The organism is Paraglaciecola chathamensis S18K6 (genome assembly GCA_000314955.1).
Classification (GTDB): Bacteria; Pseudomonadota; Gammaproteobacteria; order Enterobacterales; family Alteromonadaceae; genus Paraglaciecola; species Paraglaciecola chathamensis.
In genome coordinates this window covers 34,097-55,284 of the sequence record BAEM01000021.1, presented here as the reverse complement: position 1 = coordinate 55,284, position 21,188 = coordinate 34,097, and the positions used below count along the sequence as shown (strand labels likewise).

Sequence of the window (21,188 nt, the reverse complement as noted above, 5' to 3'; positions counted from 1 at the left end):
TATTATCTTGCGCACATACGAAAGGCATGGCGCCTGCTATGTCATTATTCGCAATCGACAAAAATAAGAAGTAAGGATTTATATGCGTTACTCGGTAATGTTGAGCAGTTTATTCATGTTGGGTTTGAGTGGCTGCGCAGCGTCAAAAGACGATCAAGATGTGGCTAAACAGCCATTTTCTCAGCGCTGCGAAGATGCTAAGCAAGAACTTGATAATGCAGTGGAAGAGGGCCAGTTGGCTGATCTGAGAGTGTTGAAACAGGATATCGAATTATATTGTGTTTGGCGTAGAAATTAGCACTCGATAAAAACTGTGTAGTGAGTTCAGTAAGTCTATATATGAATAGAGCGCAATTGGTAGGCGTGCAGCTTAAAGCACAGCAAGTAGATTAATCATTGAAAACAACTCTATTTCTACCTTCAGATTTCGCTTTGTAAAGTCGACTGTCAGCAAGTGATAGTGCTTTATCAAACATCAGATTTTGACTTGTGGCGGCAGTGCCAATACTCAAGGTTGCCGGGCGCTGTAATAACTGCAAAATACGTTCGTTTTGCTCGAATTCTATACGTATTTGATTGGCAATCTTTTGCGCATGTACACTCGGGCAACGTTGTAAAATAACCAGAAACTCCTCGCCGCCCCAGCGTATTGCTAAATCACTGTCGCGCATTGACGCATTTAAAATATCCCCCAGTATCACCAGTATCTCGTCGCCAGTGGAATGACCAAAGTTGTCGTTTATTTTTTTGAAGTGGTCGATATCTATTAACAACAAATAATCGCTACGTTCATTTCTGGCGAGATTGATTTGTTCAATCGTATTGTGATCAAGAATGGCGCGATTAAATAATCCGGTGAGGTCGTCTTTTACCGTTTTTAGCCGTAGTTGACGATTGGTATTCTCTTGAATATTTACCAGTACTAACGTGATACAGCACAGAGCAAATGCCGAAAGAAAGTAGCGGGTCGCTGTTACCGGTTCATAGTGAACTAATGAGTCGATCCCCAGAGGCAGAAACAATACGCTGAATGATCCGAGTAAATAGGTTGCCGCGAAGCACATTCCTTCACGTACTGAGAGTACAGCAAGTGCCATCGCCATGAGAGGGAAAGTCCAAAGGTAGCCTGTGGCATCTTGCCCACCGAATGCAAGTAAACTAAGCCCCATTAAAGCGACAATAATTGACAGTATATAGCGCGTAAAGTCACGGTATTTTGTGTTCAGTAAATACAGGTTTATAACACCAAAGAAAACGGCGGTGAATAAGGTGCTGGACGTTCTGATGTTACCGTTGTGCCAGCTTATAAACCCAAGCGCGGTAAGAAATATAAACCCAATCAGCGTGAGGTAAACTGCTAGCGTAAGCTTTTTATTCCCTTTGGACACTCCTAAAATACGTCGCATTAAAATTTATACATCCTATTTATTTGGCTTATGCTTGCTCTGCGGTTGTTAATGAAAACACAGCTCAATCAAAGTAGGTTAAATTTAACGATAGATCAATACTCAGGAAAGTACTTTAGTATAGTAATCAGTGATATAGGTTACATTTGCATGACGCTGTTAAGTTGTTTTCGGTCACACACAACCAATTACATCTATTGTGCTTTAATCAGGTGTTAATAGGCACTCAAGCCCATTCTTCTATAATCAACTGGTTGCTTAGCGCGGTTAGCTTACGAACTAAAAGACTTGGGGGACTGGCTATAAATCTTGTTCAGGCAAGGTAATTGTTTATTCACGCAAAAATAAGTTAAATATCGAATCACGGAAGGAAATTATGTTTAAAAGTAATACGCTTTTACTAACGAGTTTTTTTATTGCTTCATTCTCAAGTATTGCGGCACAAACAGCCCATGAGCGTTCGCTATCCGTTGCGCTTACGAATTCTACTGCAATTGTAAATGCGTCTGCTCCGTTACTCATTGATGAAGAAACGCGCATGGATTCTGCAGCAACGTTTAAAAATTTCATCATATATAACAATAGTATGGTGAATTATGCCGCAGCGGAGTTAGACGTCACGCTTTTTGATGCATTAATTCAAGAAACGGTGATTGACCCGTTGTGCGCAAATGAGAATTTAACCGGTTTTAAGGATTTAGGCGTTGTAATGGTCTATCGCTATCTTGGTAAAAATGGCGAGTTCATTACCGAACAATCCAAAGACATGAAAACATGTGCTGAAGATATATAAGCTTTTTCTGGCTTGCTGCTAAGAGTAACAAAGTGCTTTTTACGCTGTCATTTATGCGAAGTGATATAATTGTAATGAGGATTGGTATAATTGAGACTAAAGGATAAGCTCATAGGGAATACTTAATATGATACAAATCAATGACTAAAAGCTAAATGTGAAATAAAACATTAGCTAGTGGGTAATTTTTTTATTTGTCGATAGGTGATTGCGTGCGAATATACTCTGTATTGACGCATTGCATCGTCATTATCGCCTCTGTTTGTATCAGTTGGAACGATTTTTAAAATGTTTGAAAAACTTATATCACGCCTTTTTAAACGTAGTAGCGCAACCAAAGCGCCGAATACTCAAAGCGAGAGCGCAACAATACCTCAAAGTAATCGCAATCATGCAGCGCCGCTGAATGAGAGTGATGATGCTGCCTCATCAGACTTGTACGATATTCCTGTGCCTACACGCACCGTGAATATTAGTGTTGCGTCACTTAATCGACTCGATTTCCTTTTTTACGACTATTTATTGGGGGTGTCTAAATCTAGCACCACGCTTAATCCTATCGAGCAGTATATTCTAACTAGGGTAAACCATGCGCTTAAATCGCCTGAAAGTGTATTGACCCACTTCCCAGTGTTACCGCAATCGGTTATCGCGTTGACCAATTTACTTAACGATCCTGATTTTGATCTACAAGCCTTTATAAAGGTTGTGGAAAAAGAGCCGAGTATTGCCACTGAATTAATGAAAGCGGCCAATAGCCCTGCCTATAAACGGGGTGATAAAGAGATTACGAACCTGCAACAAGCATTTATGTTTATGGGGGCGAATGACATAAAAGAATTTGTTCTCAATCGTTTCATCAAAAACCTGTGTAAGCAAAAGCCGATTTATTTTAAGACCTTTGGTGAGAAAATCTGGTTGCATAGCCAAGAGGTGGCAACTATGGCCAAAACGCTAGCCAACATGCGTAATCAAAACGGTGACGCCGCTTACACCATAGGCCTAATGCATGACTTGGGGAAGGTGGTCATTTTCCAATTTATGGTTGAAGCGTTTAGAGCTGTCGCGCCTAATTTCTCGCAAGACTCACTGGTGTTTAAAAAGTTTCTAAGTGAGAAATCCATGCTGCTAAGTGTGGAACTGATGAAGCTGTGGAATATGCCAAAATTGATTATTGATGTGGTTCAGGCGCAAACACAGGAAATAAACTCCGTTAATGAACTAGAGCCTATGGCTCAAGTGTTGTTTGAGGCAAACCTTATCAGCGAAATTAGTTTGTCGTATCAGGGCGGCCATATCAAGCCTGTTGAGTTTGAGTTATTACTGAGCAACACCAAGCTTAGAGATGACGCCAAGCAATTATTATGTGAAATATTAGGTTTGAATTTCGATCACACTTCTTGGGTCGAGTGATACGTAAGCTCTTGGCGTTTTTATATTGCTCAAATCGCGCGACGTAGCCCTAGGTGAAATTAAATTGGTGATTCAATCAATTTGTGAATAGACCAAAATTGCCGTACTTCGCTGTCATTTTCACCTCGTTGTTAGACAAAGATGTTAAGCAAAGAGATGTTAAGCAAAAACACCTAGGGTTATGCGTAAATGGCAGACGAAATTGAGGCTTTAACCAAACAACAAACCGGTTTCTTAGAGATCGAATCTGCTAGAGATGGGTTTGGCATTATCGTATTTTACTGAGCTGACGTGGCGTCCATCAAATTTTGCAGAGCTAATGCTGAGCATATTCACTATCAAAAGGCAGCGCGACGCATATGGTATGAAACGTATCATGTGCGCATTGCAAAAGTAGAGCGTGATTACCGATTTTAATGGGTATTTTAGCTGCTAGGCGAATTCAGCCAATGCTTTCATGGCGAGGGGGGCTTTCGCACTAGGTACAAAAATATGGTCGTGGTAATAGGCTGCCACTACGTTCGCACTAATGCCATACTGAGTGAGCTTATTCGCTACCGCAGCAGTGAGCCCGACAGCCTCCAAACTTGAATGTACTGTCAGGGTAATTTGTTTATAGGTGCCATCAAAAGGGATATATTCTCGTTTAGCAACATCGGCCAACAATATTAGTGTTAACCCTTCCGACTCTTGAAAAAAGCACACAGGATTTAAATGCATATAGTCCGCCACGTTACCCTGAGTTGTGCAAAAGGCGTACTCGCCGTCTTGCAAATGTGGAGACATCTTCGAAAGTAGTTGAGTTAATTCTGTTATGCCTGACATATGAAATCCTGAAGTTCTTTAGCTAAAGTTAGGCGCACGTTTTTCAAAAAAAGCTGCGATCGATTCTTTGAATTCCGCTGACGCTAGCTGCTGTGCAAAAACAACTCCCTCACGTTTCATTTGTGCCTGAATTTGCTCGGTGCTAACGCCTCGAATGAGCCGCTTAGATTGTTTCACTGAATTTGGTGCTAAGCCTGCTATCTGTTCAGCTATTTTTAAGCTTTCAGTGACTAAGACATCATCTTCATACACTCGGGATATTAGCCCAGACGCAAGTGCTTCATCAGCATTTAGGGTGCGCCCAGCAAGCAATAAATCATTTGCCCACGCATTACCTACTGCAAGTGGTAGCAATAAGCTTGAGGCCGCTTCTGGTACTAAACCCACATGAGTAAACGGGGCGCGAAAGTGAGCACGCTTGCCCGCATATACCATATCGCAATGTAACAACATGGTTAAGCCAATCCCTACAGCTGGGCCGTTAACCGCCACTATGATAGGCGTTTCACATTCTGAAATTGCTTTTAAAAAACGGATAACAGAGGGCGTTCCACTTTCTTCTATTGGATGAAGAAAGTCGTCTAAGTCATTACCTGCAGTAAAAGTGTCACCATTGGCCGTTAACAGAACCGCGCGAATTTGCTTGTCTTGGTCGCTTCTTTCGAGCTGATCAGCTAACGAGGCATACAACTCTCGGTTGAGGGCATTTTTTAGTTCTGGGCGATTAATCGTTAAAGACAGAACACGGTTTTTCACGGAAACAATGAGGTTTTTAGACATGTTGCGACTCCTATTGATTTAATAAAGCATGGGTAAGTAGCGCTTGGTTAGCGCTGTTGTTCCTCGCATACAATTTGTTCAGAGTTTTGTGCGACGTGAATTAAGAAGCGGGCGATAGTCTCTTGCTCATTTAAGCTAAATTCACTCAATAAGGCATGATTGATACTTCGCACTTTAGCTGTTGAGCGCTGAGCTATTTCCTGTCCTTTGGGGAGTAGAATTACGTTTTGCACTCTTGCATCGCTAGTGGCTCGCTGGCGAGTAACGAGCTGAGCTTTTGTCATTCTGTCAATCACCCCAGATAAACTGGAGTAGCTCATATTGAGTTGGTCGGCAATAGCGGTTATCGGTGCGTTGTCTTGTTTTACTAACGAGAATAATACCGCCAGTTGCGTGGTACTTATGTGTAACTCATTCTTGAGCTTTTTATCGGCTGCTTTAAACAACGCGGCGTGGGCCAACTGCAGTAAGTGAAATATTTTTAATTGCTTTTTCATTATGGTCACTTCTCGTTTGATATTTATTTAATGTACGAAATAAATGTCTTATTTGCAACGCAGTATTCGCTTTAATTAATCTATGGAAGAACTTTTTTGAGCTTTTATTTCGTGTGTTAAATATAATTGTTTTGCATTCGAAATAAATAGTGGTTTTATGCGAAAGTAAGACTAAAACAACTATCTAGTAAACTAAGAGGCTCGTCATGAACAATGCAACGCAAACAGACATCTCACAATCAGCGCAACCTGAAACATTAAGTGAATCAAGCAATAGCGCGTACACTGCCGCTGAAGTGAGTAAGTCCGTTGTCGAGCACAAAATAGTCACTGATGCAGGCCATTCAATCGTGTTAAAAGTGTTTAACAGTCAGCAAGTGTCGGTAAAGGGAGTTTGTGTGGTTGCCGCAGCCACTGGTGTCGCTCAGTATCTTTATCAAGATTTCGCGCTATGGTTAACAACGCTGGGTTACGACGTTGTCACATTTGATTACGACGGTATTGGTTTATCGGTTGATAAGCACGTGAAGTATTGTAAGAGCGACGTGTTGAGTTGGGCATATAATGACTGCCCAGCCGTACTTGATTTTGTAGAACGGCATTTTTTCGACCTTGAGTGTATTTGGATTGGGCACAGTGTTGGCGGACATATGCTAGGCATGATGCCAAATACAGCACAAATTAGTCGCGCGATTACTGTTGCCGCAGGCACAGGTACTTGGTGGTACAACTCAACACCTACTAAACGAGTTTCATGGTTTTTGTGGTATTTTCTGGTGCCGGTAACAGTACCTTTACTTGGTTATTTTCCTGGCGATAAACTCAATATAATGAGCAATTTACCAAAAGGCGTGATGATGCAATGGCGCCGCTGGTGCTTAAAAGAGGGATACGCTGTAGAAAAAGAAGGGCAATGGCTCAAAGAGCGGTTTGCTAACGTGAATGTGCCAATTCATGCAATTGCCTTTAGTGATGATGAAATGATGTCTATGAAAAATATCGATATGTTGCATAGTCAATTTAGCAGCGCAAATATTACGCGTCAGACGGTTAATCCAAAGGACGTAGGTCACAAGAGAATAGGGCACATAGGGTGGCACAAGGAGCGTTACCAATCGATGTGGGAACAAGTATTCAAGCCGCTGCTCACCGGCTAACGTCTTATTGTCAGGACATTCACCGAGAAAGTTTTAATGCAAAATTGTAAGGGGGGATATAAATTTGGGCGTTAATATGAATGTATCCTAATAAAAATGGAACTTAATAAAGAGAGTTAGGGTCAACTGTTACATAATTGTTAATTTATCGTATGATTGATTGTGAGTACAAGATGGCTACCTTATTCCCGTTACCGAGCGCGACAGGCAACAAAAAACATTCGGCTGAAAAGCCAAAACATGCCCACAGCGCGCGCTGTTCGTATCGGCTAATAACTTTAATCGGACTTGACATATTAGGCGTGCTTTTGATGCTGATGGGATTACGTCAGCAATTTCATCACCAAGGTTTCTTGAGTGAGGCCTTCAATACTCCTTATGCAGGCGTCATGCTGCTAGTCGCAGGAGTTGCACTAACCCTACCGTTTTTTGTTTGGAGCTTTAAGGCGAACTTTCGGCCACTCGGTAATTTCAACAAATCGAACGCTAATAAATAAATATAAAAACACTTTGCAACGAACGTCCATCACCTCTTCTATGCTGCTAGTCGCAGGAGTTGCACTAACTCTACCGTTTTTTGTTTGGAGCTTCAAAGCAAACTTTCGACCACTCGGTAATTTCAACAAATCGAACGCTCATAAATAAGCTTAAAAACACTTTGCAAAGAATGTCCATCACCTCTTCTTAGCCCCAGAAAGCTCAATAAGCGGCTCTCGCCCGTCACCTTTACGACGCTTCTTCTAAATGAATAATCAAGACACCAATGAATAATCAAGACACCAATGAATAATCAAGACACCAATGAATAATCAAGACACCCATTATAAAAATGGTTAATTTTTATCCCTCAACTACACTTGATGCGTGTTCCATTTTATTAAGCGACTGTTATGCCTCAGTCACGAAAAAGCCAAATCAGCTTAATTGATACGCCTTATTATCATTGTGTGTCCCGTTGTGTTCGCCAGTCTTTCTTATGTGGTACAAATGCGCTGACAGGGCAGAGCTACGAGCATCGTCGTGGCTGGGTAGAAGCGCGTTTGTTGTTTTTATCTACCGTGTTCGCAATTGATATATGCGCTTATGCAGTCATGAGCAATCATACTCATGTGGTGCTTTGTGTGGATAAAGCCCTAGCTGATAAATGGGATACCGAATCGGTGCTAAAGCGTTATCACACGCTGCATAAAGGTACGTTACTGACTCAAAAGTTTATTAACGGGGATACCTTAACCCAAGGAGAGTTAATCACCTTTGATGATACCGTTGAAATCTACAGAAAACGTTTATACAACATCAGCTGGTTCATGCGTGACTTAAATGAATATATTGCCCGTCAAGCCAATAAAGAAGATGACTGCACCGGCAGGTTTTGGGAAGGGCGATTTAAATCACAAGCTTTGTTAGATGAAAGTGCAGTACTAGCGTGTATGGCCTATGTAGATTTAAACCCGATTAGAGCGAAAATCGCCAAAACACCTGAAACAGCAAAACACACCAGTATCAAAAAGCGCATACACGCCGCTAAACATCATCAACCTCAACCAAGTACGCTAATGCCCTTTGTGGGAAGCTCAAGGGAAAATATGCCCAAAGGAATAGCTTACTCCCTTAAAGACTACTGTGAGCTTATCGATACCACGGGTCGCTGTATTCGTGATGACAAGGCAGGTTATATCTATAACACTCAAAGCCCTATTCTAGAAAGACTAGGGTTAGACTCAGCACAGTGGTTAGCCTTAACCACTGAATTTGAAAAACACTTCTGCTACGCAGCAGGTGCAGAGCAAATGATGAATGCGTTCAAGCGTCACACTCATCATCAACGAATACGCGGGATGGGCAAAGCAAAAAAGCTGCTAAAGCGCGCTTAAACTAGCTTCAACGAATACTTCTTATGCACAGCCTGTGACATGAGCGCTTGCCTATATTTCATCAGTTCACACAAATTCCTTTCTCAACGCTCAACATTCTATGGAAAACCTTCAGTTGTTGAGCTCAAAAGTGCAGTTATTGAGTATGAAGGGGCATTTCGATATACAAAAAATCTCGACATCTATCAAATTCGAATTTTTGTATAGATTTAAAAATGGCTGTCTACACAAGTTGCTCTTGAATAATTGTCTGCATAAATTGCTTTAATCATGGGTGTCTTCATAAATTTCTGATTAGTAATTTGGGTGTGTTTGAGGTTCTTCGGTTTGTGGATGAAGATTTGGCGAGAATAATGCAAACACCCGAGCAATGTGTTTTTTGCGCGGCGCTTTATTTTTTTGATTTGAAATAATGGGTGAGGCGGCTTTTAACAGTGATGGGATGTTAGCTGTTCCTTAGTGGTTTTTCTTTGGAGCGTATGTTGTGGAGGCGAGAAGTTCGCCGTGTGTAATTATTACAAGGTGCTGAAGTAATTTTTTCTCTACCTTGTGAATATGCTTCAAACGCTAGGTATCCAGGCGTTTAGTAAATGGGGTAGTACAGCCAAATGGAGATAGGTCATAAAATGCATTTTTGGACCAAATTGAATCATAAAGCTATCTATTTAGTCGTGCTATTAACGCTAAAGTTGCCTTTATCGTATGCGCAAAGCCAATCAGCTATTCAACCAGCAACGGAGCAAGCTCGCGGGATCAGTTACATATGGTGGAGCATGTTTTGGGTCGCGGTGGTGGTGTTCGTGGCTGTTATGCTTCTATTGGCGTGGGGCTTATGGCGCGGGAAATCTAAAAAGCCGACAAAACTAAGTTACCTTGCCAGCCGCAATTTAGTCATAGTCGCTGGTATCGCGGTTCCGCTAGTAACCGTTATATGTTTAGTGGGCGGTAGCTTAATGTTAGGCCGTTCATTATCAGCAAGCCCACCTGATAACGCACTTGAAGTACGCATCACTGGTTGGATGTGGTGGTGGCAAATCGAATATCTAGACGAAAACTCCAATACTATCGCAACCACAGCCAACGAGTTACATGTACCGATCAATCGTCCTATCCAAGTTTATTTAGAAAGTGGTGATGTCATTCATAGTTTCTGGGTACCTCAGTTGCACGGAAAAACAGATCTGATCCCAGGGCGCACTAATTCTAGTTGGTTTGAGGTCGACGTTTCAGGCACTTTTCGCGGGCAATGTGCAGAATTTTGTGGACTGCAACATGCGCTTATGGGGTTTCTAGTGGTATCTGAGCCTCAAGCTGAATTTGATGCTTGGTTAGCGAATCAGCAAGCGCCAGCACAACCTCCAGAAAATAATGAAGTACTCGCGGGCCAGCGCGTCTTTTTTGAAGCTGGATGTCACCAATGCCATACCATTCGGGGTACTGATGCAGCTGGAACGGCCGGCCCAGACTTAACTCATCTCGCTTCAAGGCAGTCAATAGCGTCTGTTACCAGAAAAAATAGTCGAGCACATTTAGGCGGTTGGGTTGCTGATCCCAATGGCATAAAACCGGGCGCAAAAATGCCAATGTCTCAATTGGATGCCAAGGAGTTATCTGATTTGCTTGACTACTTACAAAGTCTGCATTGATTACACTCAAACGCGGTTAAAAAGCACTAGGCCGTTGTTAAGAACAGTTATAAACACATGATAAAAAGGAATCAGCTTGAAAGATCACCCACACACTGAACAAGCTATTTTTGATGACCAAGAAGGTGCTGAACCTATCTTGGATAAAACGTGGTTGTCTCCGCCTGGCTTTTTTGGCTGGTTTACTCATGTAAACCAGCGCCAGATTGGCTTTCGTTTTGTTGTCACTTCTTTGATTTTTTTCGCTTTGGGTGGGCTCTTGGCGCTCTTGATGCGCTTACAATTGGTGCAGCCAGAAAACACCCTCATGGGTGCTGAGTTTTATCATCAAATAATGACGATGCACGGCACCACAATGATGTTTTTTTTCGCTGTACCCGCCATGGAGGGGCTGGGCATCTACTTAGTCCCCTTAATGCTCGGTACCAGGGATATGTCGTTCCCCCGGCTCAATGCATTTGGTTACTACGTTTATTTAATCGCTGGCATTACATTGTATCTGGCGCTCTTTCTAGGCATGGCACCCGATACGGGCTGGTTTAGTTATGTTCCACTGGCCGGTATCGACTATTCACCGGGGCAAGGGGTCAGTTTCTGGACGACCATGATCACCTTTATTGAGATCTCCGCCCTGACGGCGGCGGTCGAATTAATCGTCACCATCCTTAAACAACGAGCGCCGGGAATGACCTTAAATCGCATGCCCATTTTTGTATGGTCGATTTTGGTTATGTCGTTCATGATTGTTTTTGCGATGCCCACCGTGATGGTAGGAAGCGTATTGCTGGCCCTCGACCGCACGTTTGCCACTCAGTTTTTCGTCGCCTCCGGCGGCGGTGACCCATTGTTATGGCAACACTTGTTTTGGTTCTTCGGCCACCCGGAAGTGTACATCATTGTTGTGCCAGCACTTGGTATTGTATCCACCGTTATTTCCACGTTTTGTCAGCGGGAAGTGTTTGGTTACACCGCGGTCGTCCTCTCAATGGTCACCATTGGCTTCGTGTCTTTTGGCTTGTGGGTACACCACATGTTTACCACAGGTTTACCTCACTTGGGATTGAGTTTTTTCACCGCGGCGAGCGCTATGATCGCTATCCCCAGTGGTGTGCAGATTTTCTGCTGGATCGCCACACTGTGGGGCTCAAAAATCAAATTCAAAACGCCCATGCTGTTCATCATGGGCTTTTTTGCCGTGTTTGTTATTGGTGGTCTAACAGGGGTAATGGCAGCATCTATTCCATTCGATATGCAAGCCCACGATAGTTACTTTGTGGTTGCGCATCTTCACTACGTGTTAATCGGGGGAGCCGTGCTGCCGTTTTTTGCCGGCTTATATTATTGGTACCCTAAAATGACAGGGTCAATGTTAAGTGAAAGGCTTGGGTGCTGGAGCTTTTGGCTTATATTCATAGGGTTAAATCTAACCTTCTTTCCTATGCATCAACTTGGGCTTGATGGCATGCCTAGGCGGGTCTACACCTATTTACACAATATGGGGTGGGGAGAGGTTAACTTTTTCGTGACCTGCGCCGCATTTTTAATGGCATTCGGTTTTTTACTCACCTTTATTAACACGCTTATCAGTCCTTATAAGTCAAGGGCTGCTGGGAATAATCCATGGAATGCAGATACCTTAGAATGGTGGGCGCAATCGCCACCACGAAACTACAACTTTAGGCATCTCCCCGTTATTAGCAGCCGCACCCCATTATGGCAAAAAGCCCCTTTATATAAGGTGACGGGGATCCGCGCTGATCGCCGTGAGATAATCATCACAACGCTGCTAGATGCGAAACCCCAAGGTGTGTGCATCATGCCATCGCCCACTTACTGGCCGTTTGTTTTAGCGTTAACGGTTGGTTTTGGTTTTCTTGGTTTCATGTTTAAGCCGATTTTGTTTGTGGTTGGCTTCTTTCTAAGTTTTTTCGCTATTGTGGGTTGGCTGTGGCCAGCCCGCCCATGGCTGGCTGAGAAGCCGCCAGAGGAAGGTCATCCCGTTAGAGGCTTACAATAATGAGCACATCAATAAATAATGACCAACAGACTGCAAACGCAGATGTGGATGTTTCCAACTTTTCTCGTCATTTAAATGGCCAAAATGCACCGATTTGGTGGGGGATCATTGGTTTAATTTTGATTGAGCTGAGTGTGGTTTCCGCATTTACAGTGACGTATCTGTATTTATATATGCAGCACCCTCAGTGGCCGCCTAATGATATTGCTCCGCCTCCGTTGCTTATTCCTACTTGGTCAACGATCTTAATGTTACTAAGCTGCGTGACCATGTACCTGGCTGGTAAATCAGTTGAAAAAAACCACTCAAAAGGCTTTGTCATTTATACCTTCGCGTCGGTCATCATGGCGCTGATGGTACTGTGGATCCGCTGGCAACAATTCGACAACTTCGACATGCGTTGGGATCAACACGTATATGGCTCGCTGCTGTGGACCATTTCAGGTTTTCATTTTATTCATATTGTCTCAGCGGCGATAGGCACCGGCGCAATTGGTCTTTTCGGAATGGTGGGTTTTTATACCAAGCAGCGACAAATTGGCGTGGTGGTCGATACCATGTATTGGAACTTTGTTGCCTTTGCTTGGCTGCCGTTTTATTTAGTGCTGTATTACTTTCCCAGGTTGTAAATCATGACGAAATCCATTTCCCTTAATAAAATTGGTGCTGGTTACCTGTGGCGTTTCTGGTTTATTGCTATTGCCGCGTGGGCGCTACAGCTTTTTGTCAGTTATGCACTCGTAGAGTGGCACTGCGCTAGGCCCGAGGCCTTTAGTGAGCAAACTCTGCAGTGGCTGGTGGGCACGCTAACAATCGTTTGCCTGGCAACCGCGGTTGTGAATTTAATTTACGCACTAAGTTATTATCGTCTCCTTAAGCAGCAGGAAAGTGACCACGCCAGAGAAACGTTCATGGTGGCGGGGGCCTGCTTCATGAGCGGCTTTCTTGCTGTGGCAATTTTAGTGCAAGGATGGCCGAGTTTACTCCTTGCGGCCTGTAGCAGCGCAGGAGGATAAGCATGCGTATACGACTACTCTTTTTATTGACGGGTCTATTGCCCTTTAGCACTTTGGCCCACGTCGTCAACGTATCTCTCTCATCGCAGTATAGCTTTTTGTCCATCGACCCCGTATCTGCGCTGTTATTACTGATTATTGCCATTTGCTATTTTCGTGGTAGTCGCAAAATTGGTAAACGAATAGCGTCAAAACAGCAAGAATACCGTCGTCAAGTACGTTGGTTTTGGTTCGGGTGGTTAACATTGGCCATTGCGCTAATTTCTCCTATCGATTCCATTGGTGAACAGTTGTTTTCAGTACACATGGTGCAACACGAAATGCTGATGATGATAGCGGCGCCTTTGTTGGTATTGTCGCGACCAGAGCAAACAATTTTGCGCGGTGGCCAAGGCTTCTTAACCCCTATTTTTCACGGTTTAACGGGGCGTTCACCTCGTATGCTGAGGTTTTATCGCCAACTTGCCACACCCCTATGGGGATGGCTTATCCACTTTTTTGGCCTTTGGCTTTGGCATTTACCCTTTTTGTTAAACGCCAGTTTGACCAGTTCCTGGGTCCATAGCTTACAACACGCCACATTTTTGCTAATTGCTTGGGTATTTTGGTATTCAGTTTTCAGGCTCGACAAGTCTAATTCAATGTCAGCGGTTATTTCACTGTTTACCACAGGCATTCATGCGAGTCTGTTAGGTGCCTTGCTGACTTTTTCACCGTCAATTTGGTATAGCCCTTACGCTCACACCACGCAGCAGTGGGGGTTGAGCCCTATTGAGGATCAACAATTGGGCGGGCTTATTATGTGGATGCCAGCGGGGATTGTTTTCATCGCTGCTGCACTTGTGACCTTGGCTCGGTTATTGCGTTCTAATACTCAGGGTAATCAAGCAAACCACAGCAATCAAAGTAATCAGTGAGGGAGCCGCGATTTGCAAAAAATGACTATTTTCAGCTCTTTTTTTACCATCGCTTCTGCGTTAAGTATGCCGTTGAGTGTCACCTTCGCTGCCGCGTTGAGTATCTGGACTTTCCCAAACCACGCAGAGTCGCCCAAAGCGCAAGGAGATAAACAAGAGCAAGGGAAAACACTTATGATTACCAAAGGCTGTAGCAGTTGCCACCAATTAACGAAACTACCTGCGGCAAAAGGCTTAGTTGGCCCGCCGTTGGATAACATGGCGGCGCAAAGCTATATCGCGGGTGTGTTGCCTAATTCCCGTGAAAATTTGACTCAATTTCTGCTTGAACCGCAAAAATTTCACGCTGATACGGCAATGCCAACGCCTGATATTACTCAACAAGAAGCTCGGCGTTTGGCTGATTATCTGTGGCAAGAGTGATTTTTACCCATGACGAAAACGATTCATATTAAGCTCAATAAAAAGTTCTACTCAATTGCTGCCTTGGCGCTATTTCTGATAGGCGCTTTGATATTCAGTTTGGTTTATTTTGGTGTGTATAACGTTTCTGCGCTGACAGGGCACACAACGCCCGTGTATAAATTCCTAGAACACGCGCGTATTCAAGCGGTAGATGCACGTATCGATGATGAGGTACCTGATTTGTCGACTTTTAATTGGCAAACTTCGGGCATCGCAAATTACAAGCGTCATTGTGTTGCATGCCATGGTGCGCCTGGGGTAGCGCCAGAACCTTTTTCACTTGGTATGATGCCACCGCCAAGTGCAATTGTGCGTGTTGCCCGTCAGCGTTCGCCGGCTGAACTTTTTTGGGTGATAGAAAACGGAATAAAAATGTCAGGCATGCCCGCATGGAAATATCGTTTGAGCGACGACGAACAATGGGAATTGGTTGCACTGCTTAAGAAACTGCCTACATTGTCAAAATCTGAGTATGCTCAACTAGCGCAAAAGAGCACGGGGACGGTTACCAACAACACCATTAAAGATATTCTTAGCCAAACCCCTGAGGAGCAAGCGTTAGCAAAACCTACCTCAACACAACAAAGCGCTGGTGAAGCACTTTCCGGCCAAGTGGCTATGCAACAATACAATTGCTCTAGTTGCCATGTTATCGATGGTATTGCTTCTGCAACCTATCATGTTGGGCCCCCTTTAAATAATATGGTGAACAGACGCTTTATCGCCGGAACATTGCCTACCACGCGTGAAAACCTTATTCAGTGGATCATGAACCCGCCTCATTTTAAGCCACAAAGCCTAATGCCGAACTTACATGTCAAGCGACATCACGCCGAGATCATGGTTGACTATCTGTATCAAATTGCTGATGACAATCAGTCTTACTGAGCGCTTGAGGTCTACTGGCGGTTAGATTATTCGGTAGCGAATCATTGAAACCGCCGCTTGCTGATGAGAGCTGTACTATTTTGATTGAAAGAACGGCTGGCGAAAAAACTACTGGCGAAAAAGAAAAAACTGCTGGCGGAAAAACAGCTGGCCCACGCAGAGCAAACGCCGCTGGGCACTCCTTTTAAGCGCGTTTAAAGGGCTTACACTGCATTGCATAACTTTGAAAGAAAACAACTATTCATTCAGTCATGCGCCTTGTTTAAGCCCTTTTACACACTCGATGAGAGATCTTTTATCAACGTGCAATGGCGTTAACATCGCTTTATTCTATTAAGATAAACTCTTCTATAGCGTCTTCAAATGTTTTGCCATTGCTGTTGGTAAAGCTCACCTCCAATGAATAAAACTGGCCTTCAGGCAGCTCATCAGAGGGGACAAGCCCTTGCGTTGATAAAGTGGCTGTTGAATTACCCGACACGGTATAAAGCACACTTTTGTCGGTTTCAATTCTATCTTCGATGGGGAACCAACGGTATTTGAAGTGTCTTAACCAAACACGTAGCCCGCCTTCATCAGCGGCGATCACTGTGTGCCCAGGGCCCGCATGGTAGCTAACATGTACCTCGAAGGTATCACCGGCATGCACGGGCTGATTAATAAACTGAGCCAAATTATCAATTTTGATAAAGGGTTTTACATCCGCTTGCACGTCAAAATCTATGCTGCCTTGAATGCTTGGGTTCGCTTCGGCTTTTGCGGTAACGGTGACACTACCGGCCGTTAAAGCGTGTAAGTTACCCTTGGTATCAACGGTGGCTATTTGCGGAGCTGAACTTATCCACTTAAGTTGGTCGTTGTCGGGGTTTTCAGGGGTAAACGTCGCGCTTAATGTCAGCTCATCCCCCGCGATTAGATTCGGTTTTGCTGCGCTCAACTGGATTGCCTCAAGCGGCTTTTCGTACCACTGAGAAACAGTGATTTGCGCTGTATCTGAGATTTTCCCCTTGTTGGTGGTGGCCGTTATGGTTGTGGACTCACCTGCTTTACCCACTACTTGTAGTAAACCTGTTTTACTGATGTTGGCAACAGATGGGTGACTTGACTGCCAGCTTACGTCTTGCTGCGCATTGAGAGGGGCGAGGGTAGCAGTGAGTTGAACTTCATCTCCTGATCGCGGGGCTAAGCCTTGGGTATTAATAGCAAGCGCTGTTGCATCGAGTTTGTCAGTATCGAACATATTATCCGCTTGTTTATCAACAAACGTGGCCGTTTCGCCATTGCGCCAGCGAACATGAATGCGCTTTATCTTTTGCTCACTGCCTAGCCCGAAATGTACAATGTTGAGCAGACTTTGCGAGAAAACTTCCCCTGCAGAGCCAACTCTTTTGACGTACGTTGCCAAAGGCGTTTCAATTGTGACTTGTGCGCCAATTGCGTCAACATTGTCCTGTGGCGAATAACCAACGTTGACCAAAGCGTAGTGATTATCACCGATAGGTTGATTGTTATATAGATACCACTGGCCGTATTCACTGCCACTTAATATATCTAGGTTGCCATCTAAGTCGAAGTCAAATGCTTGGCCCATGTCGCCAAACCCTGAGCCCCCTAAGTCACTGGCACCGTGCATGGTGACGGTTTCGAAAGCCCCATTGCCAGTATTCAGCAACATAAGATCTGAAATACGTTTTTCTACTAATCCCCAGCGATAAACGAAGAGGTCTTGCTGTCCGTCATTGTTAAAGTCGCCTGTGGTCACACCAAGTGCGTTACCACCTAACGGGATATTCCATTGAGAAGTGACATCAACAAATTGTCCTTCTTTATTTTCAAGTAATATGTCTTGAATATTGCGATTTTCAGGTTCGAAATGTGTTTCGGCTTCCTCGACACCCGATAACGTAAAGAAATAAGACCAAAAGATATCGCCGTTACGCACCAGTGCGCCACGCCATTTATTGTTACCTATGTGGCCTAAATAAACACCATTGGCAGAGATATCATCAGGCCAACCTTGAGCCATCGTTTTATCGAATTCTAGCGTGCCTTCAGCTGGTACATCATTGACGGTTTTATCTTTACCTAAAAATATGGGGTGTGCTTTGCCTCGAAAGCCATTTTGACCCAAGAATTGATAGTTGTGCCATTTAAGCGGCCCACTTGCAGTAAAACTAAATTCATCAACCCCTTTATAGCCACGGGTTTTTAGCGAAAAATTGCGTGCTATCGGATCGAAATCAACGGACGGGGTTTCGCCTTTTCCGTGCTCAAATTCTTTGCCGCGAGCTAGGTACAGGTCTAAGTCACCATCGTTATCGATATCGATATCTGTGATGGCCATAACACTGCTGAGTTCACGAATAGCATCAGGAATGCTGTCGCTGATATTAGTGTAAGTGAAATCTCCATTCCCTTGCCAAATAGAGAGGGGACCATACATAACGATATCCTCGATATTATCGCCGTCGAGGTCGGTGACCAAGGTACGTGAGGATCTGACGTCTTGGATACCTGCCACAGATTTGTAAGTGAAGCCGCCCTGGCCATTATTCTCGTAAAAGAGGTGCTGAGGTGTTTGATTAGCTAGGCCGGTTTCGTTCACCAGTAACAAATCTAAATCACCGTCTAAGTCCATGTCTATGTAGCGTGCACCGCGACCTCGACCGCCGCGTTCAATACCTACATCGCCGGTGTAGCGCACAAAGTTACTGTCGTTGTTGCGATAAAAATATGAAACTGAAGGATTGGTGCCATTGCCGCCACCTCGACTGAGTAACATGTCTAGATCGCCATCGTTATCGTAATCACCTAATGCTGTGCCGTGTAGGTCCTGCATGAACCAGCGAGACAAGTCGTCTTTGTGCTTGGTAACGGTCCCGTCACCGTTGTTCCAATAAATTTTACTGGTTTCGGCATTATGGTTGTTAAGGATAAAATCGTAGTCGCCGTCTTGGTCAATATCTGCAACTGACGGCCCGCCGTATTTGAGCGAGTTCACTTTATCTAAGCCAGCTCGCACTGAAATATCCTTAAACTGGGGAACAGCAACATGTGGAACGTCTTCTATTTCTAGGCTTTTTATCGTGACTGGGGAATTGATTGTTCTGAGCTGTAAACGCGTTTCACCTAGTGCCTGAAAGTGCACCAAGGCGTTAAGCGTTTGTGTGCCGTTACGTGGAATATTCAGGTTATCAATTAGGACCTGCTCACCTTGTAGCAAAGTGAGATTGGCTGATGCGCCTGGATTATCAATTTCGAAGGTTAACTTCTTGTTTTTACTACCATTTACAGCATAGTTAAAAATAGCAGGTGCTGAAGGGGCGACACTAATATCGGTTAAGCTATCACCGGTGGGGCCGCAGGCGGTTAAAGCAAATGGCAGTAGCACTATAAAAGTACTGACGCAGAGGTAGTGTATGAATGGTTTGTTGGGCATGTTTGAACCTGTCAATGTACTCGTTTTTATCTACAGAATAAGCGTGATAGACGCCAGAGCCCAAAGTGATCTGGGCGTCTGTCATCATCAAAAATGCAATATCAGTTAAAGTGACTTACCTAAGGTAAGTAGCTGGTTAGCCTGCTTGTTTTTTAAGGTTTGAGTTGTTCCGTCGCGCCAGCGCACTGTGATGTCGCTTATCATGTCGTCTTCACCTAAACCGAAATGCGCTATGTTCAAGAGACTTTGAGAATGGTTAGCATTGCTCGAGCCTATCAACTTGTACTGGGTTTGGCCCTGAGAGGTTATCCATACTTTAGCGCCATATGGGTCAACGCCGTTTTGCGAGTAGCCAATTTTCAGCAGTAGGTGATTGTTATCTGTATTGTTAGTGACGTTTTTGTATAGATGCCATTTCCCGTTGTCGTCATCACCACTTAAAATATCTATGCTTCCATCTAAGTCGTAATCAAATGCAACACCTGAGTCGCCGTGAGATTTTAAACCTACTTCTGTGGTGGCGTTGTGTGCCACGCTACTGGTGAAATGCCCGTCGCCGCTATTAAGCAACATAACATCAGCGACTCTGCGTTTTAATTCACCGAAGCGGTATACGAAGAAGTCGGCATTGCCGTCATTATTGAAATCGCCCGTTGTGACTCCCCAATTATTGCTGTTTAACTCATCAGGGATACGCTGTGAAATATCAGTCAGCACGCCATTATCGTTACGCAGCAATACATCAGGTACGGCTAAATTCTGTGGTTGCCAGCTTGCTTCGTATCCCGTAACGCCAGTGAAAGAAGCTCTTACGTCCCATGCTAAATCGTCAGTTAGCATCCACTCAAGACGCCATTTGTTGTCACCTAGATAGCCTAAGTACCAGCCTGTTTCGGTTATCTCAGTGGGAAAGCCCTTTGCTTGTTCTTGGGTGACGGTATGATCTGCATGGGGTGTGGTGATTTGCTGTTTATTGGCACCAATAAACACCGGCATAAATTCCAGTAGTTTAGCTCTGGGGAAGTGATAGAAGTCGTTCAGCACCAGATCCGAGTCGGCGTATAAGGTTAAACCATCGTGGCTTTTACTGCCGACGTCTCTGAGATCCAAGGTTTGGTGATCTTTGTCGAAGCTGATGCTGTTGTTGGCAATGGTGTAATACAACTTACCACGTGCAAAGTAGTAATCTAGATCGCCGTCATTGTCGATGTCAGCTTGCGCTATGGTAATCGCACCAGGATAGCCGTCATGCCCTTGGGGGAAAACCGCATCAGTGGTGTTGGTAAAGGTAAAGTCGCCATTGCCTTGCCAGATAGAGGTTTTGTCATAACTGGTAAATGTGATCACGTCCATCACATCATCATTGTCATAGTCGGTTATTAGAACCCGCTCTGCTTCGACTTCTTCAAAGCCGGGGCTTTTAATATAACGGAATTTACCGTTACCGATATTTTCAAAAATAATATTGCGTGGTGCGGTTTCATTGACCATTTTAGCGGCGTTAACTTGCATGAAATCTAGATCGCCGTCATTGTCTAAATCGACCCAGCGTACACTTCTGCCTCTGGCGCCTAATTTTGATATGCCCGCATCTTCGGTTACATCTGTATATTGGCCATTGTCATTGCGTAATAAGCGTTGAGGTTGAGGTTTTAAGCCATTTCCGCCACCCAGTGACAGTAGAATATCGTTGTCACCGTCTGCATCGTAATCACCTGCTGAGATCCCGTGTAAATCTACTTTACCAAAAATATTTTTAACTTCGTTAAAGCGGTTATCAGCTTGGCCCATGAAAAGTTGTACTGGAGTGGTGTCGTGATTGGAGAGTAAAAAATCGTAATGACCGTCATTATTTAAATCTGCCACCGCAGGCCCGCCGTACTTCCAATTTGCTTGTGTCACTAAGCCCACGGCGTCGGATACGTCTTTAAATACCACAGGACTAGTATCGGTTAGTCTTTCAACCTTTTGATGAGTACGGGCGCTTTGCACAACAATCGCAACGCCAAGGGCGACTAAGGAGAATGGTTTATGTATGTTCATAGCAATAAGAGT

The 21,188-nt window shown here is 44.1% G+C and carries 18 protein-coding genes; 12 read left to right on the top strand and 6 right to left on the bottom strand.

Annotated features, from left to right (window positions below; all coding sequences use genetic code 11):
- Positions 1–82 precede the first annotated feature (82 nt).
- Complete coding sequence (locus GCHA_RS06150) at positions 83–298, top strand: hypothetical protein (protein WP_007986224.1); 216 nt, start codon at positions 83–85, stop codon at positions 296–298.
- 91 nt (positions 299–389) lie between these two features.
- Here GCHA_RS06150 and GCHA_RS06145 read toward each other — a convergent pair whose 3' ends face one another.
- Positions 390–1,406, bottom strand: a complete 1,017-nt coding sequence (locus GCHA_RS06145; RefSeq protein ID WP_007986221.1) for a GGDEF domain-containing protein — start codon at positions 1,404–1,406, stop codon at positions 390–392.
- A gap of 376 nt (positions 1,407–1,782) precedes the next feature.
- Here GCHA_RS06145 and GCHA_RS06140 point away from each other — a divergent pair, with 376 nt between their 5' ends.
- Positions 1,783–2,199, top strand: a complete 417-nt coding sequence (locus tag GCHA_RS06140; RefSeq protein ID WP_007986219.1) for a hypothetical protein — start codon at positions 1,783–1,785, stop codon at positions 2,197–2,199.
- Positions 2,200–2,487: 288 nt separating this feature from the next.
- On the top strand, positions 2,488–3,612 hold the full coding sequence (locus GCHA_RS06135; protein ID WP_007986217.1) for an HDOD domain-containing protein: 1,125 nt from the start codon (positions 2,488–2,490) through the stop codon (positions 3,610–3,612).
- A gap of 432 nt (positions 3,613–4,044) precedes the next feature.
- Here GCHA_RS06135 and GCHA_RS06130 read toward each other — a convergent pair whose 3' ends face one another.
- From GCHA_RS06130 to GCHA_RS06120, 3 genes are read right to left on the bottom strand one after another with little or no spacing between them, the layout of a single operon-like run.
- Positions 4,045–4,437 (bottom strand): ACT domain-containing protein, encoded by a 393-nt coding sequence (locus tag GCHA_RS06130; RefSeq protein ID WP_039992164.1) that lies wholly within the window; start codon positions 4,435–4,437, stop codon positions 4,045–4,047.
- Between the two features lie 18 nt (positions 4,438–4,455).
- A complete protein-coding gene (locus GCHA_RS06125) occupies positions 4,456–5,217 on the bottom strand; it encodes an enoyl-CoA hydratase (protein WP_007986210.1) in 762 nt (253 codons plus the stop codon).
- A 47-nt stretch (positions 5,218–5,264) separates the two neighbouring features.
- Positions 5,265–5,714 carry a MarR family winged helix-turn-helix transcriptional regulator gene (locus GCHA_RS06120; RefSeq protein ID WP_007986208.1) on the bottom strand — a complete coding sequence of 150 codons (450 nt, stop codon included), beginning with the start codon at positions 5,712–5,714 and terminating at the stop codon, positions 5,265–5,267.
- Between the two features lie 206 nt (positions 5,715–5,920).
- Between GCHA_RS06120 and GCHA_RS06115 the strand changes: the two genes are divergently transcribed.
- From GCHA_RS06115 to GCHA_RS06070, 9 genes are all read left to right on the top strand, one after another.
- Positions 5,921–6,871 (top strand): alpha/beta hydrolase family protein, encoded by a 951-nt coding sequence (locus tag GCHA_RS06115; RefSeq protein WP_007986206.1) that lies wholly within the window; start codon positions 5,921–5,923, stop codon positions 6,869–6,871.
- 890 nt (positions 6,872–7,761) lie between these two features.
- Positions 7,762–8,745 carry a hypothetical protein gene (locus GCHA_RS06105; RefSeq protein ID WP_007986202.1) on the top strand — a complete coding sequence of 328 codons (984 nt, stop codon included), beginning with the start codon at positions 7,762–7,764 and terminating at the stop codon, positions 8,743–8,745.
- Between the two features lie 626 nt (positions 8,746–9,371).
- Positions 9,372–10,391 carry a cytochrome c oxidase subunit II gene (gene coxB, locus GCHA_RS06100; protein WP_007986200.1) on the top strand — a complete coding sequence of 340 codons (1,020 nt, stop codon included), beginning with the start codon at positions 9,372–9,374 and terminating at the stop codon, positions 10,389–10,391.
- Between the two features lie 76 nt (positions 10,392–10,467).
- The gene (gene ctaD / locus GCHA_RS06095) at positions 10,468–12,408 is read left to right on the top strand and encodes a cytochrome c oxidase subunit I (RefSeq protein ID WP_007986198.1); all 1,941 of its coding nucleotides are present in this window, start codon (positions 10,468–10,470) and stop codon (positions 12,406–12,408) included.
- On the top strand, positions 12,408–13,037 hold the full coding sequence (locus GCHA_RS06090; RefSeq protein ID WP_007986196.1) for a cytochrome c oxidase subunit 3: 630 nt from the start codon (positions 12,408–12,410) through the stop codon (positions 13,035–13,037). The genes ctaD and GCHA_RS06090 overlap by 1 nt, the downstream gene beginning before the upstream one ends.
- Before the next feature lie 3 nt (positions 13,038–13,040).
- Positions 13,041–13,424 carry a hypothetical protein gene (locus tag GCHA_RS06085; protein WP_007986194.1) on the top strand — a complete coding sequence of 128 codons (384 nt, stop codon included), beginning with the start codon at positions 13,041–13,043 and terminating at the stop codon, positions 13,422–13,424.
- 2 nt (positions 13,425–13,426) lie between these two features.
- Positions 13,427–14,341, top strand: a complete 915-nt coding sequence (locus GCHA_RS06080) for a cytochrome c oxidase assembly protein (RefSeq protein ID WP_007986192.1) — start codon at positions 13,427–13,429, stop codon at positions 14,339–14,341.
- Between the two features lie 21 nt (positions 14,342–14,362).
- Positions 14,363–14,764: a c-type cytochrome gene (locus GCHA_RS06075; RefSeq protein WP_318248945.1), complete on the top strand. Its 402-nt coding sequence runs from the start codon at positions 14,363–14,365 to the stop codon at positions 14,762–14,764.
- A gap of 9 nt (positions 14,765–14,773) precedes the next feature.
- A complete protein-coding gene (locus tag GCHA_RS06070; RefSeq protein ID WP_007986190.1) occupies positions 14,774–15,694 on the top strand; it encodes a c-type cytochrome in 921 nt (306 codons plus the stop codon).
- A 325-nt stretch (positions 15,695–16,019) separates the two neighbouring features.
- Here GCHA_RS06070 and GCHA_RS06065 read toward each other — a convergent pair whose 3' ends face one another.
- Positions 16,020–19,133 carry an FG-GAP-like repeat-containing protein gene (locus tag GCHA_RS06065; RefSeq protein WP_193362817.1) on the bottom strand — a complete coding sequence of 1,038 codons (3,114 nt, stop codon included), beginning with the start codon at positions 19,131–19,133 and terminating at the stop codon, positions 16,020–16,022.
- A 105-nt stretch (positions 19,134–19,238) separates the two neighbouring features.
- Positions 19,239–21,176, bottom strand: a complete 1,938-nt coding sequence (locus GCHA_RS06060) for a CRTAC1 family protein (protein WP_007986187.1) — start codon at positions 21,174–21,176, stop codon at positions 19,239–19,241.
- Positions 21,177–21,188 lie beyond the last annotated feature (12 nt).